We start from the raw sequence: 25,522 nt of genomic DNA, 5'->3' as shown, positions 1-25,522 counted from the left end.
GACGAAAAATCCGGTAGGCGGACAGCCAGGCTACTCGTCGAGCTTGCGAATTCCTTCAATGACGCTCATTTGGTCGCCGAGCTTCTGAGGATGCTCAACGCCGGTCTGAATTTTGTCACCGACGGAGATGTCGTGATAAGCATCTTTCCGGTTCCAGAATCCGCTCAGCATGATTTGCTTTCCTACGATGCTGTTGGCATTCCGAGCGCGATCGTTCTCGAACGATTTTTTTACCTCGCTGACTTCGACAATCAATTCCCACAGGTGTTCATTCTTCTTAATAACTTTGCCGACCAAGATGCCCTTAAAACCGCGGAAGTCGTCGGGCAGCACGGGGTAGTCTCCTGGTTTGACCGGATCGACTTTCCGTAGCACTTCGCCCACTCGCAAACGTTCTCCTCCGTCGTGCAAAGCACCGAATTCCACTGTCTCACCAACCCGGGCCACGACGAGCGCATCGAGCATCTTTCCCTGAACCCCTTCGGCATTAACGTTCTGCCCAATCAGAGACTTGGGAACGGAGGACTGGTTGTTCTGCCAGACTCGAGGAACCGCGTCGACGGTAATCGTCAACGTTCCACGTTCAACGTCCTTTTTCACCAGACGACCGACAAGCATCCCACGAAATCCGCGCACTCCTTTTGTCATTCCATCGCTAACTTCTTCTTCCTTCATTTCTGGCATCGAGCCCGACACCGTGCCGGTCGGGCGAACAAACTCAGCCACCGTTAAGTGATCGCTTTGTCGACCGATATGTTGTATGCCGACCTGAATCTGACTGCCCACTTTCAGATTGTGGTAGGCCTCTTTGCGATTCCAGAAGCCTGCGATCATTGCCTGTTTCCCCACGATGCTTTCGGGCTGTTTCGCTGAATTCTCTTTCCAAACGTCGGTAACTTTTTCAACCTTGACAATCAGTTCGAAGGTTTCTGGATCCTTCTTGACGACACTGGCAAGCACAGCGCCGCGAAAGCCGCGAAACTCCTCGGGCAATACGGGATAATCTTCGGCGTTGTACGCAGCCACTTTTCTCAGCAGTTCGCCAGGAAAGACCAGGGCGTTGCCATCGTGCTTGCATTCAAACTCCAAAGTCTCACCGGTACGGGTGGTAACCAGGACATCCAGAAACTTGCCGAACACACCGGTCACCTGAACCGTCTTGCCAACGATGGACTTGGGATTTTCGGCCTTGCTGTTTCGCCACACGCGAGGCACAGCGTCGACGGCGACGAGGAAGGTACCTTTTTCAACATCTTTCGCTGCGAGGCGACCGACCAACATGCCATTGAATTGTCGAAGTCCTTCAGGCAACGGATCTGCGGTCGTTTTTAGTTCCGTCAATTGCCTGGCCGGAGCCGATGACGGCTGAGGTTCATCGGCCGCGATCGGAGATGTCAAACCAAGCAGAAGGCCTAAGGTCGCTAATTGTGGCTTCATGGTACCTACCTGTGTTAAAGAAGATTGATTTTCTGACGGGTCAAATTTTTTCTCTGCGACAGCCAACGGAGCCAACGACGCCGCTGACATCGCACACACTGTTAGACCTGCCAGCACGGTCAACCTCGCCATCGGCGGAACGTCGGCGTTGGGTCTGTTTCCATCAAGCAATTTCTCAACGCGTTGACCAAGCGTCGAGCGAAACGCGGTCATTCCGGCAACGAGTCCCGACTGCGTCCACGTGAGCATTCGGCGATCCAGCATTTGATCTCCCAGTCGGATCAAACATTGAACCAAGCCCTGTTGCTCACCCAAAGTTCTTGCCGCTGATTCGTCGGCCGCGAAGTCCATCGCGACCTGAATTTGACGTCGGACAATTCGATTCAGGGGCTGGAATGGAAACACACGCTGGACGAGTTGGATCAGCAAATTCCATATCGCGTCACGATGCGCGATGTGCGCCAACTCATGTGCCAACAACGCATCCCATTGTGAAGGAGTCAGTTCATTGGCATTGATACCCATCTGCAGAAGATCGCCAGCGCGATTTGATGCTCCGCCTCGGTTAGCCTGCACCACGATAAAAGGGCGCCAAATACCCGCTGTGAATGCTCCGCTAATACGATCCGATTCAAGCAGTTCTATTCGCCGAGTTACTCCCATCTGCCGAGCAATACGCGTCAGCGATTCGCATACGACAGGATCACAATGCGGCGTGGAATTATTTCGTATTGCCCTCAATCGTCTTGCCTGAACCATCAGCCTGATCAGTCCCGCCAAGACAGCCGTACCCCACGCGGCTGCGAAAACAACAAACAACCATTGCCGAGGCGGAACACGGACTGTCGCGGGGACGCCAGCGGTCGCTGCCAGCGATGATAATTCCTCATCGGACGTGGCACTGAACTCCACCGCCGAGGCAACCGTCGCTACCGAAAAATCCCTCTCAAACTTTGCTACCGCTGGCGGAATGACGACTTCAATATTCGGGCTGGGCGTGCCCGACTCATTCAACGCCATCTGGAAGCCCAAGTGAGGAAACGGAAGAAACGCAACGCTGCTTGTTGTCAGTAGTGGCAGGAACAACGCCAGTTTCCACGCCAGCACCCGCAGCACTGGCTGCTCAAACCGTTTGGTTCCAACACGCAGTAATGCGACCCCACCGATGATCACCGTTGAATGGACAAAATAGGTGAGCAGAAAGCTGCAGATGATTGTCGCGAACCAGTGGAAATCGCTCATGATTTTTTCCCTGACCGAGATTCATGTTCATTCACAACCTGTTTGATTCGTTCCAACTCTCGCTTGTCGACTTGGTCACTATCCAACAGATGATTGACCAGTTCCGCAGGACTTCCTCCGAACACGCGATCAACCAATTCACCCACAATCGATTTGCCAGCTCCGTCTTTTGAGATCAGGGGGCGGTAGTAGTATTGCCGCTCCTCCTCGCGATGAGCGACCAAGCCCTTTTTTTCCATCCGAGAAAGCACTGTTGCCACGGTCGAGTAGGCCAGCGGCGGTTCCACGCCCAATTGGGCCTGGACGTCCGCCACGGTCGCTTCTCCGCTTTCCCATAGGACTCGCATCACCGCCAATTGCCGTCCACCAAGTTTCACTTGGATCACCTCTTGCTGTTAAGTACACGCAAATCTACAGCTGTAGTACTACACATTGTAGTACTTGCGGTCAAGCCTCTCGTGACTTATTTCTGAAATAGGCCGAAGCCGCAGATAAGGGCGGCCACTGTCGCCGGTTCCGTTCTTTCGGAGCGGTCCAGTGGCGGATCATTCTACGGTTTGAACTTCGCCATCTGAGTTTCTCGCCAGGCGTTGAGGTACTGAGCGATCCCGCGGCGAGTTTGAGGAGCCGCGTTCCGAATGGCCGCTTGGTTCGAATCATCCAATAGCGAGTTGCCCGCCTGCTGAACCATATGGGCGGCTTGGATCGCGGTCGCTTCGTCAAAGTCTTCCAGCGATTTCAGAATGGCGTTCAGATCACCGCCTGCGTTCATGAAAATGTCTCGAGCATATTCATGAGCCGACGTTGTTTTTCCGTCTTGGTCCGCATCAAGCCAGACGGCACCACTGCAACCAACAACGTGCGGTTGCCAATCCGGTGACATCGGTTGATAGGGTTTGGCAGTCTTCCAGTACAGATCGTCGATTCCCGGTCCAATTGCGATCGCAACAAAATGCACATCGTGCTTCGGTTTCGGGACGCGAAACTCCTCAATCGCTTTGACGCCTGTCGCCAAATCGGCACGTCGCTCGGAAATGTTTCGCTCTTCAATTTGCTGACCGTTGCAGTAGAGAATGATCCTACTGGCCTCGGTCCAGTGGGGACCCAAGACATGGACCTTCAAACGAACCGTGTCTCCGCCGGCGGTTGCAGTTTGTCCCGACTGAAATGAGTCCTCGACGACTAGCTTGGTTAGAAGTCCATAGCTGACCAACACTTCGCCCTGCAGGAATTTATCGACCGCGTCGTCCACGTCGATGTTTCCGGGATCGCCGTCGTCGCAACGAATGTAGGTGCGACCCTGCCCGACGATATAGCGGCCGACATCATGGGAATCACTGCTACCGACGGGAGTGACACGGTAGCCGCGATTCAGGACAGCCATCCAATCATGAAACAGTCGCAAGATATCCGTTTGTGTGGCTGACGAGTTAAGAACCTCCATCGCATTGAAACCGAAATGCCAACCTTCGAGATTTTCTCCAACCGCCGAGTTGTGCAAGAGTGGACCGAACGGAGTGACGCTGGAATGTTGGTCGCGAGCGTGGTTGAGGATAGCGACTTTGACGTTGGGTGTCGCATAAATGTCGTCCAACAGAGCTTGCCAGCTCGTCAACGTGTGGTCAGGAATCGGCTCACCGGCCGCAACCGGGAATATGTTGACATGCCCAATGCGGGACGTCACTTCGTTGCCTATGACCGGCGTGAAATATTCGCTGACGTTCGCTTGTCGAGCGAAAGGGCGATAGTCGACATGTGAGTTGTGGTCGGTGGCAATGGGCATTTCAATACCCTCGGCAGCCAACGTGATCATTCGCTCTTCAACGGTGGCGTCACCGTGTCCGGAATGCGTAAGCGTATGAACATGCGTGTCGCAAGCGACCAAACCCTCCGTGTCGACTTCGCGAGTGAGCTTCAACGTTCGCTGGACCGATTGACCGGGTGTCAGTGCGATCTCGATCCGGTCAACAGAGTACTCAAAACCGCGGCCTGCAAAAATCGTATAGCGACCGGCGGGGAGACCAAATCGTGCGGAACCGTTGGATGTGTAGATGATACCGGGGCGGACAGCAAGATGATCGCCTGATGATGCGGCTACTGACTGCAGGGCACCGTCCGAGTTGAGAACCGTAATTCGCGATGGTAGCGATTTGCCAGATCCTGCGTCGACGATGGTCAATTCGCAAGACGCCTGCGAAAGGACATCCTCGACCTTTCTATCCAATAGTCGGATATTCCCGATGCGGACGTCGTCGGTCACAGCATTTCGCTGAGCCGCTTGCTCGATTCGCAAAACGTTTTCCCCTTGTCGCAACACGTTTGCGGGCACGGGAAAGTAGACCCGCATGTCGTTTTCATCGATACGAAGACGGCCAATCAGTGTACCGTTGATTGTCACGTCCCAACGCTGCTTGACATCCTGCTGCTGAACAACGAGCGCCCGTTCGCTCTTGTTTTCGGTAGATTTAAATTTGACGTCGATGAATCGTTCATCGGGTGAATTGGGGAACTCTGTCCATTCTGGCGGTCCTTCGATCCGCACATGTCGAAGGCCACTGATCAACACTTGCTCGCAGTGGGCGCGTGGGCACGGCACGACGACCAGAGCCACAAGGAAGAGTAGATTTGTTTTGAGCTGCATGTTCGTTCCATCTGTGGTCAGGCAATGCGAAAAATACCTCGTAAAACAAGCGGTAAGGCAACAGCCTTGAGGCCAATCTTACCAGCTATTGAATCGCGAGGTACGCCGAGATCGACTGCTAATGCAAATCAACACATCGATGCCCATCGTCGTTGATCGCTCCGTGATCCAACGTAATGATCGCAGAGCGATCAACGACTACAAGCCAGCAATTTTCAATCGCTACTAAGTTTCGTGATCGGAGTCAGCTCCAGCTTGCGGAACTCGACTTCTGCGCCTTCGGCTTGCAACGCGAGTTGGCCTTTGCTTGCGGTGCAGTCGGTGCCATGGTTGACCAGGTCACCGTTGACCCAGACTTTGACGGCATCGCCAACGCACTCGATGTCCATCGTATTCCACTCGCCCACTGGATTTTCGGAGCCATCGGTCAGGTTCAGAATCCTCCGAGCCTTTCCTTCGGTGACGCCCCACGTCTCCTTCGGGCCTCGCCGCTTGACCATGTCGGGTACCGTGATGTCCTCGACGATGCACCAAAAATCGCCCGCGTGGGTATGGTTCATCTGTGCCTCGATCGACTTCGGAAACATTCCATACAGCGCACGCGGCGTCGATGCATGGACCAACACGCCGCAGTTGCCTGGCTTGGCAGCGAAACGATACTCGACTTCAAACCGGTAGTTTTCGTAGACCGCATCCGTAATCAAATGGCCGTTTGGTTCTCCGAGACTCACCAGCATCCCGTCTCGGACGATGAAGCTCGGTTTTGCGTCGGGGTTCTTGTCCCGATGCGGGATGTCGACATGCCACCCCGTCAAGTCTTTGCCGTTAAACAAGCTGACAGTTTTTGCATCCGTTTCCGTCTCAGCAGAAACCGATACAAGCTGGGTGACGATCGCGACAAGGGCAATCGATAAACAGAACAAGCGAGTCATTGCGGTGCTCATAGGATTTGGGGCGGGGCGATGTTGGTTCGGGTCGCAGTCAAACCCTATAGGGTAATGCAAATCAGAACCGAACGCTGTCGGGACACGTTTTTCACCCGACTGGCCGCTTCGGTCGATGAAACCGGAGCGTGATAGGGCTCAGCAACTGCGTCGGTGTGCGTAAAGCAGGTCGTTCGGCGTATACCAGTGCCACGTCGATCCTTTTGTGAGCCGACGGCGCTAGCCGCGGGCCCGTCCATATTGCAGGAAACATGCCCGCGGCTAGCGCCGTCGGCTCAGATCATTGTGTGGAATGACTCATATTGACCTGCTTACCAACGCGAGTTTGCACGGGAGCAAATCCGTGTCAGGGAGTCTAGCCGGGACGCAGTTTCTAACGCTTGAACGGGGTTTCGTTGGGGCCGGTTCTGCGAGCATGAGCCATGCAGCGACCAGCAGTCATTCGAACGTAGACGTGACCGATTGCTAGAAGCACATCCTACGCAGGGTTTGCGGTATCATGATCGGATTCCTTCCAAGAATTCAAAGAGATATTGTCATGCGTTTGCTGTTTTGTACGTTGGTTTTCGTCGCCGGTTTGTCGGCGGTTCCAAACTCGCTATGCGGTCAAGATTGGACTCGTTTCCGAGGCCCCAACGGTCAGGGCGTTACGTCGGAAAGCGATTTGCCGCTGGAGTGGTCCGAAGACAGCAACATCGCCTGGAAGACGCCGATTCCGGGCCAAGGCTGGTCGTCTCCCATTGTGTCGGGCGACCACGTCTTCGTGACGACCGCGACGGATGGTGGCGCGTCATGTCGAGTGATCGGGATCGATCGCAAGAGTGGCGAGGTGCTTTGGAACACCGAAGTTCATCGTCAAGTACCTGGACCCAAGCGAGCCCAAAACTCCTACGCCACGCCGACCCCGGTATCCGATGGTAAACGAGTCTACGCCGCGTTCTATGATGGAACGGTTGTCGCGGTCGACTTCGACGGCAAACGGGTATGGAAGAACGAAGAGGTCGATTTCCACAGCTTGCATGGCCTCGGTGCCTCGCCGATGCTTGCCGGCGAACTGCTGATCATGCCGTTCGATGGCAGCAGTCCGCAGGAGCAGCGATTCGGTTGGAAGGAACCGTGGGACCAGGCCGTCCTGCTGGCGATCGAGACGGAGACCGGCAAAACGAGTTGGCGCGGCAAACGGGGACTGTCCCGGGTTGGACACGTGACACCGATCGGAATCGACAATGGACAGACGGTGGTCAGTGCAGGTGGCGACCGCGTCCAGGCACACGACGTCAAAACAGGCGAGCGAATTTGGTCCGTTTACAGCCAGGGTGAAGGCGTGACACCCTCACCCGTGCTCGGCGAAGGTTTGATCTTTACCTCGTCCGGTTTCGAAGAGCCGACAATCCGAGCGATTCGCCCGGGCGGCCGCGGGGATGTGACCGAATCGCATATTGCCTGGGAACAAACTCGCGGCGTCCCGGCCTTGCCATCGCCGCTGTACGTCAAGCCGTATCTCTACACGATTTCTCGCGACAACATTCTGTACTGCCTCCAGGCGTCGACGGGTGACATCGTCTGGCAAGAACGTCTCGGCGGCAATTACTCCGCATCGCCGCTGCTAGCCGACGGCCGAATCTATATCACCTCCGAAGAAGGTGTCACCACGGTGCTTGAGCCTGGGGCGGAATACAAGCAGATCACCAAGAACAAACTGGATGGTAAAACGATGGCATCGATTGCGGTTTCGCAAGGCAATTTCTTTATTCGCAGCGGAGAGGCCTTGTTCTGCATTGGCAACCCACCACGCTGATGGAGCCGCAGTTCTGACGTAGAAGCCCACGTACCCTATTTCTCCCGAAACATCAGCCGATCACTTCTTCTGCGAATGCGATATCGATGGCTGACTTACCCCGCTTCAGCATCCGGTCCCTTACTGCGTTAATCGCGGCAATTGCAGTGATTTGCGCCGTCACTTTTGCTGTGCCTAATCCTATCGCCCGTGGAGTGATGATTCTTTTTGTGACCATGCTGCTCCCAGCGCTGTTGGCGACAATCTTTGTGTGCGGAACAGATCGACAGCGCGTGTTCAGTATTGGCGCGTTGATTCCATCGGGGGTCGCCTTAATGAGCTTGGCAACCATGGCGGGGATGCGATTGTTTGAATCATTTGAGTTCGCCCGTCGCCTCGAATTCGGGCCAATGGAGTTCGCAGCGATCGTCGGAGAACATTGCCGATGGTTCTTTGCATCGTGCTGGTTGCTGTCTTTATGCGTCGGAGTCACCTGTTACGCAGTGAGCTTTCTTTTTCAAAGCAAGTCTATCCGTGACAACCATGGCGGAACGAACAACGTCGATCAAGAAGTTAACAAAAACCAAGTGGTTTGACCGGCTCGGGCTATCGCTAAACTGCTAACAAACTTTTTTTGACAGGACGTTTTGATTCGTTATTTTGCGTTTTGTTGGCTCCAGTGTTTCGCGAATGGTTAGTCACGAAGTGACGACAGGCAATAGCCACGGACGTGAGTCCGTGGAAGAGGACGCACACCATCGCACGGAGTCGCGAAGCGACGGCAGGTGTTGCGGTCACGGTGTAACGCACGATCAATGTAGCGAAAGGTTAAAAGATGAGAGATCAAAAAATGGAGACGACGCCGGCCATCGTGTTCTGTCACGAATCGCGATGGCAGTCTCATGTTTCTGTCGCACCAATTTTTCTGTCGACCTTTCGTCCGCGCATACCACATCGTTCCATCGATTCTGAGTCTGCCCTGTTCTAGCGTGCAAGCTCGCTCACACCGCATGAGAGGACAGAAAGATTTTAAAGAAGACGCTCTGTCCTATCTTTCTCGGTACCACCCAAGCAAATCGATCCATTCTGTCCTACCAGTCGCAACGCGACGACAGGCTGTAGCCACGGACGTGAGTCCGTGGCTACGGGAGCACAAAAGCAACCCCAGTCGCAACGCGACGACATGAAACTCGGATGCGTGCGCGAATGGACCACCGGGAAATCGAAACCTGGATTCTCCGGCTCCCCCTCTCCCCACAAATTCGGATTGGGTTTAGTTCCGATCGCCAAGCGTTTTCTCCGAATTCATGGGGAGTGAGGAACCAATGGAGATGCTTCTTGGACTCGATCCAGATCAGCGTCCAGTTCTTCAACTTATAAATCGCCCATCCCTTCGCGACTCGGGTTGCGTCGGGATCGCCTGTTACGCGGTGAGCTTTCTTTTTCAAAGCAAGTCTATCCGTGACAACGACGGCGGGGCGAAAGACGCCGACCAGGAGTTGACATTGAACAAGTTGTTTGACCGGTTCGGTCAATCAACAAAGGCGGTTTCTGAACAGTAAAAGAGTCCGTGAACCTTTTCTTTTACGTGAACCTTTTCTTTTACATCGAGCAGTGGGACGAGGCCGAACGAGGCGACGCGCCCCGCAACGAAAACGGCTTCCTCGATCCGCTTGAGAAACATCGCACTCAATGGACCGACGTTCTCAAAGCCATCAATCCGAAAGCTGGTGAACTGCATGACGACGCCGAAGTCGATTAACGCGACATGGCAGATGGTGTCGATGGAACAACACGCCGCGAGGAAGCGTTGGTACACTACCAAGAAACAGAGAGTGGTTTTGATGCCGAGGGTGTTCGGCAAACATCTGTGTTGATGGACTGGCTTGGGTGTTGTTTGTATGACGTTGAAGAATGTTCTGTTGGCTCTCGTCGGAGTGTTGGTTTGTGTCGCGATATGGTTTGCCTTAGCTGTTGGCAAATCACCCCGGACCGTGGTCGTTTCGACGGGCTCCAAACTTGGCATCTATTATCAAGTTGGAAAGGAAGTAGGGGATTCCTTTGCCAAGCGTCACTCGCCCGTACGCTGTGAAATTGTCCCGAGCGCAGGTAGCCGCGAGAACGTCACGCGATTGCAGGACGGGACGGCGGATGTCGCGATTCTGCAGAATGATGCCGTTGCCGACGAGAGTGTTCGTAGTTTGGCAATGCTTTACACCGAAGTATTACACTTGGTTTGCCGACGACGTTCGGACATTGAATGTTTGAATGACTTGACGGGGCATCCAACGAATCTGGGGTCGCAGTCCGGTGGAACCTATCCCCTCGTCGACGAACTTCTGCGATTCTCGCGAGTCGAAATCCCGGCTTCCAACCAGCGGAATTTAGGATTCTCGCAGGCTGCTGACGCATTGCGTTCCGGAGACATCGACGCTGCCTTTTTCTTGGTGGGCCTGGGAGCCGAGATCATCCAGGAATTGGTCGCCAGCCCCGAATTTGAGCTGGTTCCGATTCAAATTCGCGCCGTAGGAGAAGAGAACACGTTCGTTTCGGAGCGGGCATTCATCGAAGGGTTTCGGACGCACTATCCGCACGCGACTTTTGCAGAAATTCCGTTGATGTCGTATGAAGGTAGTCCGACCAGTCCAATATCTTCGGTCGGTATCGGTGCCGTGCTGGCTTGCCGTGAGAGTTGGGATGAAGAGCTTGCGCGGGGCATGGTACAAACCGTATTCGCACATCGTGCGGTCTTGGGAAGGAAAATATCACTACTCAGTGGACTCGATGAACAGTCAAGCCAAACTCACTTGCAATTCCCGCTGCACCACGGGGCGGAGGCTTACTATCGGCGGAACGAGCCTGGATATTTGGCAGAGAATGCCGAGTCAATTGGGGTGTTGATCACACTGGCGTTATTGCTTGCCAGTGGCTTGCATGGAATTAAAAAGTGGATTGATCAGAAACGCAAGAATCGTGTGGATGTTTACTACGGTCGAGTTCAGCAGATACTCAGCTCTATAGGGTGCCGGGATGACTCAAGTTTTGGCAATGCCTTGCGTGACTTAGAGGAGATTGAGTCGATCACCTGCCACGAATTGATTAGCGAGCGACTCGACGCGGACCATTCTTTCGTCATCTTGCAAAACATGATCAGTCGCTGCCGCGCAGAGATTGAGCGGGCGCAGACAGCCTCGCCCACTTCTTCCACGAACGTCTCTTGAAATACTTCGGTAATAAATCTGGGGAAGGTCGCCGCTTTATGTACATCAGCAATGATTAGAGCAGTTCAATCAAACTGTCTTTTTCGGTGTCAGTCATCTGGTATGGTCGGCTTTCGCTCGTGAGCTCGAATTTTGTCAGCTAAAGATGTTCACCCGAGATTTTTAACCTAAAGCGGATCAGGGACTCAATCGCTCCATGAGATCGCTTACACGGTCACCCTGATCCACTCTTATATTGTCATTATCGTCGTCCGCCGCGCGACGGATCACTACTCTACATGGGCCAATATGTTGACGAGTTTTCCGATAGGATCGCGGACTGCGGCACTTGCAAGCTGGCATGGAGTACGTGAACAGCGGCCACTACGAGGGCGATCATTGGTTAGCCACGTTTGCCTTGTACGCGATCAAGGTCACCGAACTGGGGACCGCCGCTGAGCCCAATCAGTGACGCAATATTGCCATGACCCCGAGACGTGAGTTCCTGATCGAACCCGCTTGGCTGGCCACCGCCGCATTCATCAGACCAGGCCGGTGATGGCATTTCGGATTCAAATTTACAAATTCATGTGCCGTGCTGACGGATTTGGTAAGATAGTTGCGCATCGGCCGTTGCTTTTAGACGGCACCCGCCAGGATCCTCCCTCAAACCCTCAGTGAGCTTTATGATGAACATGAACCGTCAAGATGGCCAGCGTGTTGCCCGGCGAGAATTTGTCAAACTCGGAGGAGCCGTCGCGGTCGGGGTTGCGTCAGCCGGCCTCTTCGACGCTCGGTTTGCTCATGCCGCAGACTCGTCTAAAACATCCGCAGAGACTGTCGTCGCAGAACTGTATGCCTCTCTATCGGAGAAACAGAAATCAGCAGTCTGGCGACCGTTTGATCACGCCGACCGTCGCAAAATCAATCCGAACTGGCACATCAGCAAAACGACCATCGGGGACGATCTTTTCTCCAAGCAGCAAAAGACGCTGATCGACCAGATCGTTCGTAACATCACGACGAAGGATGGTTACAAGCGTTTGATTCAACAGATGGACGAAGATGACGGTGGCATGGAGAGTTATAGTTTCGCCCTTTTTGGAGAACCTGGTACGGACCAGTTCCAATTTGAAATGACCGGACGGCACCTGACAATGCGGGCCGACGGAAATCGAGTCGACAAGGCGGCGTTCGGCGGCCCGATTGTCTACGGGCACGGGGAAGAGAATCCGGCAGACAATCTCTTCTATTACCAAACCCAGCAGACGAACAGGGTTTTTCAAGCACTGGATTCGGGCCAAGCAAAACAGGCACTGCAAAAGAAGGCTCCCAAAGAAGCAGCCGTCCAGTTGCAAGGACCTAGCGGTCATTTCCCAGGAATCGCCGTCAACAAACTTTCGCGTGACCAAAAGGAACTGGTCGAGTCGACGCTAAAGGTTTTGTTGGCACCTTATCGAGAAGAAGACGTTGAAGAGGTGATGGGGATCCTGAAAAGCAGCGGGGGACTTGATCAACTGCACATGGCGTTCTATCAAGAAGACGACATCGATGATGACCAAGTCTGGGACGTCTGGCGTGTGGAAGGCCCGTCGCTCGTCTGGCATTTTCGCGGCGCCCCGCATGTTCACGCTTACATCAACATCGGCGTGAAGTCGTAGACCACGAACGGCTTCCACTGCGTCCAGGGATGAGAGCATTCAGGCAGTCGGGAATTCAGGCAGTCGGGCGGCGCATCGAAATCGATGTTCGGCTGCTCGACCTTGGTGGATTGCTTGAACGACGAATTCGAGCGATCGCAAAACATGCGAATACCATCGTCAGGGATTCTGGAACATCCACGGCATCTTTCTGCACGATGCTGTCTTTGAAAAGATTTACTGCGGCAACGCGGCCAGGGTGATAGGTCTGAATCACTCCTTAACCCCAGTCGGCAACAATTGTAGGGCATCCTCGTGCATCGATTCTTCTGGGCTCTCGTAGTGACCGTTCTAACGACGCCTGTCTCTGCAGACGACGGTGTGCCGCCGCGCACGCCAGCGCCGTTAACCGAAGGCGGTGTCGTGATGACCTTCGACGACCGAAACTTCGACGACTGGATCAAGGCGTTGCCGCTGTTCGACGAATTTGGAGTCAAGGCGACGTTCTTCATCAGCGGGAAAATTGACGACACGGCGAGGGACGCCATTCAGCAGTTGAGAGCGCGCGGGCATGCGATTGGGTCTCACAGTGTCAACCATCTGAAAGCGGTTGAGTATTTCCAAGAGAACTCGCCGGAAGCTTTTCTACGGCGTGAAATCGATCCACAGCTGAAAGAGTTCCAGGCAGCAGACGTCGCTCCTGTGTCGTTCGCGTACCCGATGAGCCGCAACAATGCCGCGACAGACGAGACGCTGCTGAACGTGTTTCGGCACGTGCGAACAGGCAAGAACATCGCTGCCGACAAACGACTCAGTGAAGACGACGCCTTTTTTGTACCGGCTTCGAAAATTGCCGAGCACGGGTGCCTTTATGGCAAAGGCATCGACTACGCCCCGTTGCGGCCGGATCGTACGTACCAACAGATCGACGGAGCTCTTGAGCGAGCCGCGAAGAATCGAGAAATCATCGTGCTGTACGCGCACCGCATTTCCAAAACCGGTACGGGGAATTTCGTGACTCCCGAAGCGCTCACTCGCGTCTTCAGCAAAGCTAAGGAACAAGGACTACGGTTCTATACGTTCGACGAACTGCCGTAGCATGATCGCCCGAGGACTATCTTTTGCTGAGATAACAGCAGGAGACTTTGTTGGACTACAAGACCGAATTACAGCCCTGCTCAGTGGTTGTAGTGACGCTTTGACTTTTCGCGTCACTGGCGATCAACCACTTCATCGATGGCCAGTCTGCTTGATCAAATCGAGGGTCGGCCACGAGCGCGACGATCAATTCCTTCGTGTCCGCCCTTGTCGCAGATCGGACTGACTGGAGAAAATCGGCCGGCCCATGGTTGGATTCATCGCTGTTCTGTTGCGTCACCCTGGCCTGGGCCGGATAGCATCGATACTTTATTGACTCGTCGCGCGACGTTCGACTCGAAAGCTTATTTGATGGGCGACATTGCCCTAGTCTTCGTCGATGCCATATTGTTCGATAAAATCGTCAGGGATCGACGCCGTCAAACGTCCTACCAGGGCATAGTAGAATAGCTGCGATCCCTCCATCGACAGGCGGTGTCGGTAACGTTCGAGATGATAAACCTCGAGGTACTTCGAGAAGATCAATTCGCGGACGAGACGCGAAAAGCCAGTGATCTCGGTGTGATCGAGAAACGTCTCTTTAATATTGAAAGCCAGCCAACCGTCGGTTCGAACGAGCTTCACGGCGTTGAAGAAGGCTCGTGGGGGAATGTCGCCAAAGCCGAGTGCTGCAACGCAGGTCAAGCAGTTAAACCGCCACTCTCGGAGTTCTTCAAGGACTTTGTTGTCTAGGTTTGCAAAGTCGTTGATATAGTAGTCGTCGTAGACAGTGGATCGGTCCCGATAGGCCGCGTCGCGGGCTTCGGGGATAATATCCGCACCCACCAGTCTGGCAACGCCCTCACGTTTGAGGACTTCGCCCATCATTCCATTTCCAGCCCCCAAATCGATGACGCGTAATTCCGTAACAGGTTCGCGTACGGTATTGAGAGCACGTTGCAACAGATCAGCCACTTTTTCAGGCGAGTTGCAGCGAAGTCGCTCGTAAAAGAGCTGCTCATACAAGCCGGGTCGCTTGTAGATCTCTTCGTAATCGTGGAATCGTAGGCGTTTCTCTACACCGTCCTCAATGAGGGTAAAGTAAACCTCATCTTGCTGTAGTTTTTCAGAGTTGGATGGCGGAAACTGAATTCGGTAGCGTTTGGGCATAGTGGAACAGCCTACTGGCATTCGGTATTCCTACAAAGACCCCTGCGTCTCACAGCGGTCTTATTACCGGTCGCTCAGCAGGATGGCGTCCGCACGCATTCGGGTGTGGTGACAAAAGTGAGTTTTCCAAATTTCAATTAACGGTTCGTGTCGCTTATCGCCTTTGACGTTCGCTAACTCAATGGACTGAAGTGTCATAATGATCCTCCCTGGCTAAAGAACGGAAGAAAAATTGGCATACACACTCACCTGACCGCCATGCAAATGGGGGCCAATCGATCGATCGAGCGGCGCAATTCGCTTGTCAATTAAACCGAGAAAGTTCAGCGTGCCTGCTAAATGCATGGTACTTTGCCGGGATTACAGATTGCTTTCTGTCCCTTTATCGTTCGGCATAAAAAACTTTGATTGATTTTTTCAGTTCTACAGCATTGTTGTTAACGCTTCTCAATCCATTCTTGGTAATTATTTACTTAGTTGACTTGGTGCAAAAACTCAAACAGGAACAATTTGTTCCTGTGCTTGTAAGGGCTGGATTTATTGCTGGAGCTGTTTTCTGTAGTTTTGCAATTCTCGGAGAAACGATTTTCTCTGGCTTAATGCAAGTGGAATTTGCATCATTCCAGATCTTTGGGGGGATTGTCTTTCTCCTCATTGGAATTCAGTTTGTATTTCGCGGCCCTAATGCTATCGAAATGTTGAGAGGGGAATCAAAGCACATAGCAGGTTCGATTGCGATGCCCGTACTCATTGGACCGGGTACGATTAGTGCCAGTGTTATTATTGGCAAAAGGCATGACCCTTTGGTGGCGTGCACGGTTGTCGTGACCGCAATTGCCATATGTCTGGTAGCGATAATACTTCTCAAGTCGATACACGATTTTGTGCATCCAAATCGAGAGGGGCTGGTTGATAGGTACATAGAGATCGCCGGTCGGATAACAGCACTCTATGTTGGGACCGTTGCGATAGATATGGTTATGCAGGGTATTGGAACTTGGGTAACCAAATTTTGAAGTGCCAGTGCACTCCGACGCATTGTAGTGTGTCGCTATTTCAAACCTCGCAGCGATTTGTTCTGTATCGCTTAGCAATCGGTTGCAAATCGGAACCGTTTTTCTACGAGCGGCTCAAGTGCACATCGCCAAAAAGGTTTCGGTATTACCCCATTTCAGTCTGGCTTCCGAGAGTGGAATTGCCCACGAATAGTCGAGACTGGACCGGCTAAGGCAGACTTCTCTAGCAGCAGATGCGATTCGTGGACAAACGTCGATCTTGACCTTTCGAGAATCGCAAAGCGATTGCATCCTGTTTCGGAATAGCTTTGCTGGGGGCAGGCTTTGTGGTTGGTGTTCAGGTGAAGGCGCTGGTTAATTTGGCTTGAGTGTTGATGCCGCCTGGGTGGGGCGCTATCGCAATGTTCAGCTTGACGAACCGCCGGTGGTAGCCTCTCCCGAATCGTTGGTAGGACACGTGACACTCCGATTTGAGTTTGCATCGAGCCGCAGCGGTGATTTCGACGATGATGTGGGATGGTCTGTGCTAAAGTGTTGCAGGTATGCTCGCTTTCAAACCTGAAAAGCTGAGTTGGAACTGCAACGGCCTCGATCGGCGACTGACCGATATGGATGGCCATGTCATCGTGGAGATACTTGCGTGCGAGGTAGCACAGACGTCGCCCAAAAGGATTGCTTGAGCTACGGCCTATTGAATTGCGGCGTTTTGCTATTGGTCAGCATGCTGACGCAGTCGCTTGATGCTGGCGAAGTTCCGGAGCCACTGGGCGTGATCATCGAAGACAACTGTCTCGACTGTCATGACGGGACTTCAGCGGAAGGTGGTCTTGATCTGACGGCGCTGGATCGGAATCTGGATGACCGTGCCCTCCGCGACCGCTGGATTCGTGTTCATGATCGAGTCCGCTCCGGTGAAATGCCGCCCGATGCAGATGCGCTCGCAGTCACTGACCGTCAGGCACTGGTGGAGCAACTCAGCGATGCCATTGCAGTTGAAGATCGAGCGGATGTGATGGCGAACGGACGCGGCCCGTTGCGACGTCTAAACCGCGAGGAGTTCGAACAGAATCTCCGCGCTGTGCTACGACTGCCTGAGCTCGATATCCGTGACATGTTGCCGGAGGATCGTGAAGGCTATCGTTTCAACAAGACAGCGACGACGCTCGACATGTCACGAGTGCAACTGACAGCCTATCTGGAAGCCGCCGACGCCGCGCTGCGACAGGCGATGGCAAGCGGCGCCGAGCCTCCGCCCATGACGAAGTACCGCGCGATCGGAACCCAGTTGTTTTCCGCAACCAATACATTCGGTGAACGGGAAGCCATGTTTTTTGCGAAAGACAACAAGGCGGTTGGAACACAGGAACTCAAAGCCCTGAAGGACGACCCGGCGCTCGAGCTCGCTCTGTTCCGGTCGGCGAATTGGCCGTATTTCGGTTATCCCCGTGGCTTCGTCGCCAAGCTGCCAGGTCAGTACCGGGTGCGGTTCGCTGCCCGCGCGGTGTTGCAGACCGAAGGCTACCAGCTAAAACCGGCAGCCATGCCGATTCCGATGACGTTTCGAGCGAGGAAACTATCCGGGGCCGATGTCTCGGGCGACGTCCGCGCGACCGGCGGCATCATCGACATTCAGCCGGAGTCTCAAGTCTACGAGACGACGATTCGACTGTTGCCGACCGAAACGTTTGAATACAGCTTGCTGGGTTTACCGGTTCCTCTGGCGCGAAACGTTGATGGTGGCCCGCCGACGTATCGCTATCCGCCGTTTCCCGATGGCGGCCAGCCCGGAGTCGCCTTTGCATGGCTGGAAGTCGAAGGGCCTCTTGCCCCAGCGACGTGGCCTCCAGCATCGCACCGTGTACTGTTTGACAACCGTAAGATCGGCGCCCAGGCTGCCAAGCAATCCAACGATCAACGCGATACCGATCCCGCGACCGAAGCCAAACGTTTGTTGCGGCGTTTCATAAACAGTGCGACTCGCCAACCCGTTCCCGAACAAGCCGTACAACGATTCGAACAGCTCGTCCTCTCGCGACTTGAGCAGGACAGTCCGTTCGATGAATCGCTGCTCACCGGGTACAAGGCCTTTCTGTGCTCCAGTCATTTTCTCTATCTACTCGATCCGTCTGATCCTGCGACCAAGGACGTCGATCAGTACGCGATCGCTTCGCGGTTATCACACTTTCTGACCAATTCGCGTCCTAACGATCCGTTGATGAAACTCGCCAAATCGGGACAGCTTCGCGTTGCCAGCACGCTTCGCTGCGAAACGGACCGGCTGATTGCCAGTCCCGGCTTTGACCGGTTCGTGCAGAACTTCACCGACTACTGGCTCAACCTGCGGCACATCCGACGTGATGAACCCGACATTCGGCTGCATCCCGAATATCGCTTCGACGACTATTTGGTCGAATCGATGGAGCGTCAGACGCGGGCCTTTTTTACGGCGATGATTCGCGACAACTTGCCATCGAGCGTGTTGGTCGATGCAAACTTTGTGTACGTGAATGATCGACTCGCGGAGCATTACGGATTGGAACCGGTTTCGGGGTCGAGCCTGCGAAAAGTGGACCTACCCGAGGGCAGCCCGTACGGCGGGTTGTTAACGCAGGCGGCCATTTTGAAGGTCACGGCCAACGGCACTTCAACGTCACCTGTCATCCGCGGCGCATGGATCATGGAGCGTTTACTGGGCCAGCGGCCTCCTCCTCCTCCGGCCAGCGTGCCCGCCGTCGAGCCGGACATCCGTGGTGCGAAAACCATTCGCGAACTGTTGGATCTGCACACCCAATCAAAATCCTGTGCCGGCTGCCATGCGAGGTTCGATCCCGTTGGTCTGGCTTTGGAAAACTTCGACATCCTGGGCCGCTGGAGAACACGCTATCGAGGTGTCGAGGCAGGGGAACGCGTCACCGGTATCGACCGTGCCGGCCACGACTACGCTTACACCTTGTGTGAAGCGGTCGATGCCAGCGGCCAATTGCTGGACGGTCGCAGCTTTTGCGATATTCACGAACTGAAGGCTATACTTGTAGCGGATCAGCGCCAGTTAGCCCGCAACCTGCTGCAACAATTCACTCTCTATGCAACCGGGACTCCGGTGCGATTTGCGGATCGTGCAGACATCGAATCGATCCTCGATGCTTGTGCCGCTAAGGGCTACCGCGCCGGCGATCTCCTGCATGCACTTGTACAGAGCCGAATTTTTTTAGGAAAGGAAGGCTGCCAGTGAGCCGTCGCCATCGAATCAATCGTCGTCGGTTTCTTCACGGTGCAGGAGTTGCCCTTGCGCTACCGTATCTCGATAGTTCACGCTCCGCCTCTGCAAAGGATCGGGAATCACAACCTGCCCGACGGATGCTGTTGATCTCGAACAACTTGGGCGTGCTTCCAAAGTCATTCTTTCCCGCAGGCACGGGCAGCGATTACCAGCTCTCGCCGTACCTCGCCGAGCTCGGCCAGTTCCGCGACGACTTCACCGTCCTGAGCGGTTTGTCGCATCCCGATGTCGATGGCGGGCACAGTACGGAGAACTGTTTTCTCACAGCGGCTCGTGGTCCAACTAAGAGCGGCTTCCGCAACACGATCTCTTTGGATCAGTTCGCAGCCAAGCAACTCGGACCGGTGACTCGCTTTCCGACACTGAATCTAGGCGTGAACATCGATAAAGCCAATCGCAGCCTCGCTTGGACTCGCGATGGCGTGCTGCTTCCGGCCGAGGATAGTGCCACGGCATTGTTCCGAAAGATGTTTGTTCAGGGCGACCCCGCGGCGGTTCAGCGACAATTGCATCAGTTGGACCAGCGCGGCAGTATTCTTGACACGTTGCTCGACGACTCGCGGCATTTTCGCCGAAACCTCGGTGGCGATGATCAGGCACGACTCGATCAATACCTGACGTCGGTTCGTGAGATCGAGGAACGCCTGCATTCGGCGCGTGAGTGGGAATTGCGTCCCAAGCCGTCTACGGAGCAGCCGGTTCCGGAGGACATTCACGATAATAAACAGTTCTTCGAAAAGTTTGACCTGATCCTGTCGATGGCGAGGCTAGCTCTCGAATCTGATTCGACGCGTATTGTCACCCTGATGGTCGATGCCTTTGCGACGCCCGTATTCAAGCTGCATCCAGATCAGAACACGACCGACGGCTATCACAACCTGAGCCATCATGGGCAGGCCGAAGAGAAGTTAAAGCAACTTGAGGACGCCGACCACCAGCAAATGGTGTTGCTACGCAAGTTGTTTCAACAACTCGCCGAGACCCGCGAAGGGGAGGACCGTTTGCTCGATCGGACGATGGTCTTGTTCGGCAGCAATATGGGAGACGCCAACACCCACGACAACACGAATCTCCCCCTCTTGCTCGCTGGCGGTGGCTTCAAGCACGGCCAGCACTTGGCTTTCCAACGCGACCACAACAAGCCGCTGTGCAATCTGTTCGTCACCATGTTGCAGCAATTGGGGATCGAAACCGATACGTTCGGCTCCAGCACCGGCACATTGAACGAGATCACCTGACCTGCAAAATGCGGTGTCCCTTTGCATTACTCTAGTCTTGACCGTCGAAAGCTTTCTGTAATTCGGCGATGTCCAGTTTCTTCATCGTCCAAAGCGATTCAAACATCTGCTGCAACGCTTCCGGATTGTCGCTGGCCAGCCAATGTTGAAGCTGTGCTGGAACGATTTGCCAAGACATGCCGAACTTGTCTTTTAGCCAACCGCAGGCGACCTCCGAACCGCCGTCCGCTGTAAGGTTGCCCCAAAGCGTGTCGATTTCGTTTTGAGTATCACACCATACGGCCAGTGAAAATGCTTCAGTGAATTTCCAGTCCTGCCCCGCATTGAGCGCGACGAAGTTCATGCCGCAAAGTTCAAATTCGACCGTCAGGACGGAACCGTTCGTTTGATTTTTGACTGTCCGCACAATCTTTGAATTCGGCAACGCCGAGACATAAAAATTTGCTGCATCTTCGGCACAATCGATGTAGGAAAGAAAGGGGGTGATTCGTTGTTTAATTTGCATATTGCATTCCTAATTTATTGAAGACAGTCCAACCACATTTCCGTTGACGACAGGTTGTAAGTCATCCGTCATCGCTGCGCTCTATTCGTAAGTAAAACGTGTGCGTCACTGCTGCTCGCCGGGGACCATCACCATCCAGCCAACGCCGAATTTGTCAGTAACCATTCCGTATCGCGGCGACCAGAAAGTCTTCGCGAGCGGCATGTCGACCTTGCCTCCTTTGGCGAGTGCGTCAAACGCGGAATCGGCAGCCGTTTCGGTTGGAACCGACAACGCCAAGCGAAAGCCATCGAACTTTGAATTGTCGTTGCAACCGTCGGACGCCATGATCGTCATCTCGCCAATGTTAAACGACGAATGCATGATCTTGTTCTCGAACCCTGCTTGCAGCATGCCGTCGGGAACGGGATCGGGACTTTCGTTGAAATGCATTTTCATGAGGACCTTCGCACCGAGTGCCTGCTCGTAGAACGCCAGCGCCTCGTCGCAACGGCCGCCGAAGAACAGGTACGGCTGAACCGACGCCTGCTGCAGCGACATTTTTTGCATGATGGCGTCTTCTTGATCGCGGATTGTCCCCTGTGGATCGTTCTCGGCAAAATCGTCCATTTCATACAGCGGCCGAATATCAATGTCGGACTCTTCGAGCATTGGGTTGGGGCAGCGTTTGACCCAGTCCACCGCTTCCTCGATCGAGGCGACTTCCCACAGCCAGAAACCCGCGATCAGCTCCTTTGTCTCCGCGAACGGGTCATCGGTCACGGTACGATCGCTACCACGAAAGTGAATTCGTTTCGCTTCCGAACTCGGTTTGAGTCCTTCGCCTGCTTTCATAATGCCGGCGGCAACCAGTTCCTCATTGAATTGGCCCATCGCTGTGAGTAATTCCTGGCTGGGCAATTTGCCCTCCTCTGAACTCTTTGTCGCTTTGACGATGACCATGACTTTCATTGTTTCTCTCCGCTGATCTTGGGTGCTACTTGTCAAGACGGTCTCAACTTATACCTATTTGTCGATTGGCTGTTAACCAAATCGACATTTCAATAAATCTCATGCATACAATTTTCATGTCTTGGTCTCAGGGGGGTAGTGGAAGCACGAATATCGTCGTATTCGTCTGCATTAACCTAGTAGTCGAACGGCGGGCTCGTGAATCGACATCGCCCCCAATAAAATCTGAAAAAGACGATAGCATCGCCTTTCGGCAACAAATATCGCCATCGTTCTGATCGCCAGGGACGTGCAATCTACTACTGTCGTGGCTACGCTCGCCGGGACATGCGATTTACTACTTGTGATTTTAATGAGGGCTGAATGAATGTAGGGTGGGTCAAGTTCGCGAGGTGACTGGTGGGGCGTCGCAAAACCGACGAACTCCACTCAACAACTGATTTTGATTCAAACCTTCAATCGCGAACGCCGACCCACCAGACACATGGTTTTGTTTGACCCACCCTACGTCAACTTATAAATCGCACGTCCCCCAGTGCGTGGAATTCCGCAGTTTGGCGACAGCAGCTACGTCGGAATCCGAGAGTTATTATCCGCTGGTTCCGAGCGATCTGCGACGTTCTGACCGCCAATCCAGTGTCAGGAACGTCACCATACAAGTGGTTGCCAGCACTGCGATGGTCAACAATCCACTTAGGAATACGGACCATCCATAATGTTCGGCGATCGAGCCGCCATAGTAGTTGAACAAGATCGCGCCGCCGTAGCCGAACACGTCAATCAACGCCACCAAGAACCCCGAATGCTTGCCACCAAACTTGACCGCAAATACGCTCATCGGAACGTAATAGGCAGGCGAGATGGCCAGCCCTAACAGAAAAATTGTGCCGATCGCTGCGTGACTGCGTACCGCGATCGGAATCTGGTCTAAGTTCCAAAGCGTTAAGACGCACATACAACTGAGGATCAACAGTCCACCGAGAGTCCCCATTAATTGCAGTTTCGAAAGTCGGTCGTAGACGAAGCTGGTCAGTAGTAACGCCACAAACATTCCTGCCGGAAACGAACTGCCTGCCATCGATGCTTGGCTGCTGCTGATGTTTAACGATTCAGACAGGTAGATGGGAATGAATGTCAAAAAGTCCATCATGATCGTTAGAAATACGATACTGAATCCGATGAACCAGAATCGTCCGCTGCGAACGAACTGCGCCAGCGCCTGGAACCACGTCAGCAGTTCGAAGGGATGTTGCTCGAGAACCTTTTGCTGAGAACTTGTCTCCCCCGATTGTTTTTCTTCACACTCGTCGTTGTCGTCATGCCCGCCCAGTGGAAACAAGCCAACTTGACCAGGCGTTTCTCGCAGGAAAAAGAACAGCAGCACCACGACGACGCCCGTCACGGCGGACGACACAAGAAACACGCTGCGCCAGCCAACAAAACTCAACAGATAGCCAAGTAACAACCCAGCAGCGATCGTGCCCACGCGTGAGCTGGTCGAAATGATGCTCCACACTTGGCCGTAGCGTTGCTCGGGATACCACTGGCCAACAATCTTGGTCATCGCTGGCCAACCGCCGGCCTTGGCGAATTGCCCCAGAAAATTGAATAGGGCAAACGTGAAGAACGATGAACCGAACGCGAAGCCGACGTTCGCCAGAGCGGTGATCGAAAGGGCGAGCAAGAACATGCGACGCCCTCCCAAGATATCGGCACCCGGCCCTGTCACCAGCTTGCCAAGAATCGCGCCGGCGGAATGCCAACTCATCAAATGACCGAACGATTCCTTGTCCAAGTCGAGTGCGGGATCGTTGATCAACTCGGCACTTGAGGCGATGAGCGTGTTGCGGCAAAGCATGAACGCGGCATAACCAATATACATCGCGCCGAGAATCGTGAATTGCCAACGCAGAAATCGACTGGGCGATCGTGTTAATTCGCCATCACCAGTATCAAGACTCATCCTTCGTCCCTTGCTGTTTCACTGCCTCGTTCTGAGTTGGTTCTTCGTTCATGACTGATTCGGCAAGGGGCGATTCCGCAATTGGCATGTGGGGAAGTGGTATCCCGAGCATCTCGTGCAAGCTACGGTTCACTTCGCTCATGATTGGGTCTTCCGATACGCCGCGCACTCTTTGTGGGCTGACGAAAATCGGTTCACCCACTGTTACCATCGCCGACATCGGTCGATGGATTCGACATTCGTCAGTCAGGTCTTCTTCAAATTTCTCGATGGTTTCAAGAAGTCGTTCGTTGGTCGGATTGGATCGAATGTAGTCGGGTGGGTAGTGACTGAATTGCTGAGCCATGTAGACGTCTTCGAGCTGTTCCCAGCGTCTCTTTCGTTCTGCCTCGGTAACCTCGCCGGAAATCATATCTCGCAGAATTGCAACTCTCAGATTCTTTACCCGAGCCACCGGCGTGATGTCGGATCGACCCTTGATCCATTCTTTTTCAAGAGGGACAAGGATTCGATCGATCAGTCGTTTTACTCGTACGGCGATCTCGCCCGACTGCGGCTGGCCAAAGTGCTCGATCTCTTTCAACCACAGCAGCGCTTCGCCTACGCGATAGATTCGCTCGATGCGATCATTATCTCGCCTTGGACGCCACGACAAGCGAGTCTCGATTGCATCCAGTGTGCTGTGCAGTGCGGCATCGATATCGCCATGAAAGTGATAGCGAATTGCCACGGGATGGATCACAACTTGACCTACATCACCGTCTATCGCCCGCTTCTTGGCGGCTGATCGGGCGACAAAGGAAACACCTTCCATCAACGCCAAAAGCCGATCATTGGTTCGCGTGATGACTCCTTCGGGGAAAATGACTAGTGGCCGCTTTGCCTGATGCAGAATATCGACGCCCGCCTGTAACCCCTGTCGATCCAAACCTTCGCGATAGACGCTGAATGCGCCGGCTCGTCGTAGCATGAAGCGTCGGAAACGTCCCTGCATAAAGATGTGCCAACTGGCCATGACGAATGGTACCACGCCGGCGCGTCGACAAAGTTCCGTCACGATCATTGGGTCACAGGGACGGCAATGATTGGGCGCGAGCAAAACCGAATGCCCTGCTGACAGCGACTGTTGAAAATGTTCCAGCCCTTCGCACTGGATGTTTTCGATGCCATAGTCCCGGCGAAGTCGTCGACGCACAAGCCGCTGCAGCAGCCATGGCCAGCATCGTCCCTGGTACGGCGGTACAAACTGATACGGTTGGTCGAGAATAACGGGATGCATGTAACGATTACCTAGAGGATTCAAGTCATCGTCGTGACAATGACAGCGGTTCACCGCAGGCTCCTATTAGAGCTTACGTGTTCGAAAACGTGTGACCATTGTCAGTATGTTAAATGGGCTAGCGCCGTCGGCTCAGATGCTTCCGTCGAGTGATGCATGTTG

21 protein-coding genes and 1 pseudogene are annotated in these 25,522 nt (G+C 54.0%); 10 read left to right on the top strand and 12 right to left on the bottom strand.

Features of this window, described 5'->3' with window-relative positions; translation table 11 throughout:
* Positions 1 to 30: 30 nt before the first annotated feature.
* The 4 genes from SH528x_RS09715 to SH528x_RS09700 all read right to left on the bottom strand — a co-directional run bounded on the left by SH528x_RS09715 (position 31) and on the right by SH528x_RS09700 (position 6,264).
* Entirely contained in the window at positions 31 to 2,679 is a 2,649-nt protein-coding gene (locus tag SH528x_RS09715; RefSeq protein ID WP_442510329.1) for a M56 family metallopeptidase, read from the bottom strand.
* Positions 2,676 to 3,056 carry a BlaI/MecI/CopY family transcriptional regulator gene (locus SH528x_RS09710; RefSeq protein WP_442510328.1) on the bottom strand — a complete coding sequence of 127 codons (381 nt, stop codon included), beginning with the start codon at positions 3,054 to 3,056 and terminating at the stop codon, positions 2,676 to 2,678. The genes SH528x_RS09715 and SH528x_RS09710 overlap by 4 nt, the downstream gene beginning before the upstream one ends.
* Positions 3,057 to 3,229: 173 nt before the next feature.
* Positions 3,230 to 5,320, bottom strand: coding sequence for a CehA/McbA family metallohydrolase (locus tag SH528x_RS09705; RefSeq protein ID WP_442510327.1), 2,091 nt, complete (start codon positions 5,318 to 5,320; stop codon positions 3,230 to 3,232).
* Positions 5,321 to 5,535: 215 nt separating this feature from the next.
* Positions 5,536 to 6,264 carry a 3-keto-disaccharide hydrolase gene (locus tag SH528x_RS09700; RefSeq protein WP_442510326.1) on the bottom strand — a complete coding sequence of 243 codons (729 nt, stop codon included), beginning with the start codon at positions 6,262 to 6,264 and terminating at the stop codon, positions 5,536 to 5,538.
* Positions 6,265 to 6,802: 538 nt separating this feature from the next.
* Here SH528x_RS09700 and SH528x_RS09695 point away from each other — a divergent pair.
* The gene (locus tag SH528x_RS09695) at positions 6,803 to 8,062 is read left to right on the top strand and encodes an outer membrane protein assembly factor BamB family protein (protein WP_442510325.1); all 1,260 of its coding nucleotides are present in this window, start codon (positions 6,803 to 6,805) and stop codon (positions 8,060 to 8,062) included.
* Positions 8,063 to 8,114: 52 nt separating this feature from the next.
* On the opposite strand, the gene SH528x_RS09690 is transcribed toward SH528x_RS09695, so the two are convergent.
* Complete coding sequence (locus SH528x_RS09690) at positions 8,115 to 8,393, bottom strand: hypothetical protein (RefSeq protein ID WP_442510324.1); 279 nt, start codon at positions 8,391 to 8,393, stop codon at positions 8,115 to 8,117.
* Between the two features lie 973 nt (positions 8,394 to 9,366).
* Between SH528x_RS09690 and SH528x_RS09685 the strand changes: the two genes are divergently transcribed.
* The 5 genes and pseudogenes from SH528x_RS09685 to SH528x_RS09665 all read left to right on the top strand — a co-directional run bounded on the left by SH528x_RS09685 (position 9,367) and on the right by SH528x_RS09665 (position 12,902).
* Entirely contained in the window at positions 9,367 to 9,603 is a 237-nt protein-coding gene (locus SH528x_RS09685) for a hypothetical protein (protein ID WP_442510323.1), read from the top strand.
* A gap of 8 nt (positions 9,604 to 9,611) precedes the next feature.
* Positions 9,612 to 9,803: a hypothetical protein gene (locus SH528x_RS09680; RefSeq protein ID WP_442510322.1), complete on the top strand. Its 192-nt coding sequence runs from the start codon at positions 9,612 to 9,614 to the stop codon at positions 9,801 to 9,803.
* A gap of 139 nt (positions 9,804 to 9,942) precedes the next feature.
* Positions 9,943 to 11,262: a TAXI family TRAP transporter solute-binding subunit gene (locus SH528x_RS09675; RefSeq protein WP_442510321.1), complete on the top strand. Its 1,320-nt coding sequence runs from the start codon at positions 9,943 to 9,945 to the stop codon at positions 11,260 to 11,262.
* A gap of 325 nt (positions 11,263 to 11,587) precedes the next feature.
* Positions 11,588 to 11,713, top strand: a pseudogene (locus tag SH528x_RS09670) (DUF2891 family protein); the annotation flags it as partial.
* 223 nt (positions 11,714 to 11,936) lie between these two features.
* On the top strand, positions 11,937 to 12,902 hold the full coding sequence (locus SH528x_RS09665; protein ID WP_442510320.1) for a DUF3500 domain-containing protein: 966 nt from the start codon (positions 11,937 to 11,939) through the stop codon (positions 12,900 to 12,902).
* Here the strand turns inward: SH528x_RS09665 and SH528x_RS09660 are convergent.
* Positions 12,875 to 13,048, bottom strand: coding sequence for a hypothetical protein (locus SH528x_RS09660; RefSeq protein WP_442510319.1), 174 nt, complete (start codon positions 13,046 to 13,048; stop codon positions 12,875 to 12,877). The genes SH528x_RS09665 and SH528x_RS09660 overlap by 28 nt on opposite strands.
* Before the next feature lie 175 nt (positions 13,049 to 13,223).
* Here SH528x_RS09660 and SH528x_RS09655 point away from each other — a divergent pair, with 175 nt between their 5' ends.
* Positions 13,224 to 13,979, top strand: coding sequence for a polysaccharide deacetylase family protein (locus SH528x_RS09655; RefSeq protein ID WP_442510318.1), 756 nt, complete (start codon positions 13,224 to 13,226; stop codon positions 13,977 to 13,979).
* Between the two features lie 366 nt (positions 13,980 to 14,345).
* Here SH528x_RS09655 and SH528x_RS09650 read toward each other — a convergent pair whose 3' ends face one another.
* Together SH528x_RS09650 and SH528x_RS09645 are read right to left on the bottom strand one after the other, a co-directional pair.
* Complete coding sequence (locus SH528x_RS09650; RefSeq protein ID WP_442510317.1) at positions 14,346 to 15,128, bottom strand: class I SAM-dependent DNA methyltransferase; 783 nt, start codon at positions 15,126 to 15,128, stop codon at positions 14,346 to 14,348.
* A 63-nt stretch (positions 15,129 to 15,191) separates the two neighbouring features.
* Entirely contained in the window at positions 15,192 to 15,326 is a 135-nt protein-coding gene (locus SH528x_RS09645; protein ID WP_442510316.1) for a hypothetical protein, read from the bottom strand.
* 206 nt (positions 15,327 to 15,532) lie between these two features.
* Between SH528x_RS09645 and SH528x_RS09640 the strand changes: the two genes are divergently transcribed.
* The 3 genes from SH528x_RS09640 (at position 15,533) to SH528x_RS09630 (ending at position 20,662) form a co-directional block, all read left to right on the top strand.
* Positions 15,533 to 16,144, top strand: a complete 612-nt coding sequence (locus SH528x_RS09640; RefSeq protein ID WP_442510315.1) for a MarC family protein — start codon at positions 15,533 to 15,535, stop codon at positions 16,142 to 16,144.
* Between the two features lie 640 nt (positions 16,145 to 16,784).
* The gene (locus tag SH528x_RS09635; protein WP_442510314.1) at positions 16,785 to 19,376 is read left to right on the top strand and encodes a DUF1588 domain-containing protein; all 2,592 of its coding nucleotides are present in this window, start codon (positions 16,785 to 16,787) and stop codon (positions 19,374 to 19,376) included.
* The gene (locus SH528x_RS09630; protein ID WP_442510313.1) at positions 19,373 to 20,662 is read left to right on the top strand and encodes a DUF1552 domain-containing protein; all 1,290 of its coding nucleotides are present in this window, start codon (positions 19,373 to 19,375) and stop codon (positions 20,660 to 20,662) included. Before SH528x_RS09635 ends, SH528x_RS09630 begins: the two co-directional genes overlap by 4 nt.
* Before the next feature lie 31 nt (positions 20,663 to 20,693).
* On the opposite strand, the gene SH528x_RS09625 is transcribed toward SH528x_RS09630, so the two are convergent.
* The 4 genes from SH528x_RS09625 to SH528x_RS09610 all read right to left on the bottom strand — a co-directional run bounded on the left by SH528x_RS09625 (position 20,694) and on the right by SH528x_RS09610 (position 25,414).
* On the bottom strand, positions 20,694 to 21,167 hold the full coding sequence (locus SH528x_RS09625) for a VOC family protein (RefSeq protein ID WP_442510312.1): 474 nt from the start codon (positions 21,165 to 21,167) through the stop codon (positions 20,694 to 20,696).
* Between the two features lie 105 nt (positions 21,168 to 21,272).
* Positions 21,273 to 22,118, bottom strand: coding sequence for a YciI family protein (locus SH528x_RS09620; protein ID WP_442510311.1), 846 nt, complete (start codon positions 22,116 to 22,118; stop codon positions 21,273 to 21,275).
* Positions 22,119 to 22,707: 589 nt separating this feature from the next.
* Positions 22,708 to 24,081 carry an MFS transporter gene (locus SH528x_RS09615; protein ID WP_442510310.1) on the bottom strand — a complete coding sequence of 458 codons (1,374 nt, stop codon included), beginning with the start codon at positions 24,079 to 24,081 and terminating at the stop codon, positions 22,708 to 22,710.
* A complete protein-coding gene (locus SH528x_RS09610) occupies positions 24,071 to 25,414 on the bottom strand; it encodes a 1-acyl-sn-glycerol-3-phosphate acyltransferase (protein WP_442510309.1) in 1,344 nt (447 codons plus the stop codon). The genes SH528x_RS09615 and SH528x_RS09610 overlap by 11 nt, the downstream gene beginning before the upstream one ends.
* Between the last annotated feature and the right edge of the window lie 108 nt (positions 25,415 to 25,522).

It is taken from the genome of Novipirellula methanifontis (assembly GCF_052161655.1).
Lineage (GTDB): Bacteria > Planctomycetota > Planctomycetia > Pirellulales > Pirellulaceae > Novipirellula.
Note: the sequence above shows the minus strand (reverse complement) of the source record. Positions and strands in the feature narration are given on the sequence as shown.

Bases quoted from the DNA above. Each gene is read 5' to 3' on its own strand.
- SH528x_RS09715 (WP_442510329.1), bottom strand. From the start codon at position 2,679: ATGAGCGATTTCCACTGGTTCGCGACAATCATCTGCAGCTTTCTGCTC.
- SH528x_RS09705 (WP_442510327.1), bottom strand. From the start codon at position 5,320: ATGCAGCTCAAAACAAATCTACTCTTCCTTGTGGCTCTGGTCGTCGTG.
- SH528x_RS09700 (WP_442510326.1), bottom strand. From the start codon at position 6,264: ATGAGCACCGCAATGACTCGCTTGTTCTGTTTATCGATTGCCCTTGTC.
- SH528x_RS09695 (WP_442510325.1), top strand. From the start codon at position 6,803: ATGCGTTTGCTGTTTTGTACGTTGGTTTTCGTCGCCGGTTTGTCGGCG.
- SH528x_RS09690 (WP_442510324.1), bottom strand. From the start codon at position 8,393: ATGGTTGCCAAGCTCATTAAGGCGACCCCCGATGGAATCAACGCGCCA.
- SH528x_RS09685 (WP_442510323.1), top strand. From the start codon at position 9,367: ATGGAGATGCTTCTTGGACTCGATCCAGATCAGCGTCCAGTTCTTCAA.
- SH528x_RS09675 (WP_442510321.1), top strand. From the start codon at position 9,943: ATGACGTTGAAGAATGTTCTGTTGGCTCTCGTCGGAGTGTTGGTTTGT.
- SH528x_RS09665 (WP_442510320.1), top strand. From the start codon at position 11,937: ATGAACCGTCAAGATGGCCAGCGTGTTGCCCGGCGAGAATTTGTCAAA.
- SH528x_RS09660 (WP_442510319.1), bottom strand. From the start codon at position 13,048: ATGTTTTGCGATCGCTCGAATTCGTCGTTCAAGCAATCCACCAAGGTC.
- SH528x_RS09650 (WP_442510317.1), bottom strand. From the start codon at position 15,128: ATGCCCAAACGCTACCGAATTCAGTTTCCGCCATCCAACTCTGAAAAA.
- SH528x_RS09645 (WP_442510316.1), bottom strand. From the start codon at position 15,326: ATGACACTTCAGTCCATTGAGTTAGCGAACGTCAAAGGCGATAAGCGA.
- SH528x_RS09625 (WP_442510312.1), bottom strand. From the start codon at position 21,167: ATGCAAATTAAACAACGAATCACCCCCTTTCTTTCCTACATCGATTGT.
- SH528x_RS09620 (WP_442510311.1), bottom strand. From the start codon at position 22,118: ATGAAAGTCATGGTCATCGTCAAAGCGACAAAGAGTTCAGAGGAGGGC.
- SH528x_RS09615 (WP_442510310.1), bottom strand. From the start codon at position 24,081: ATGAGTCTTGATACTGGTGATGGCGAATTAACACGATCGCCCAGTCGA.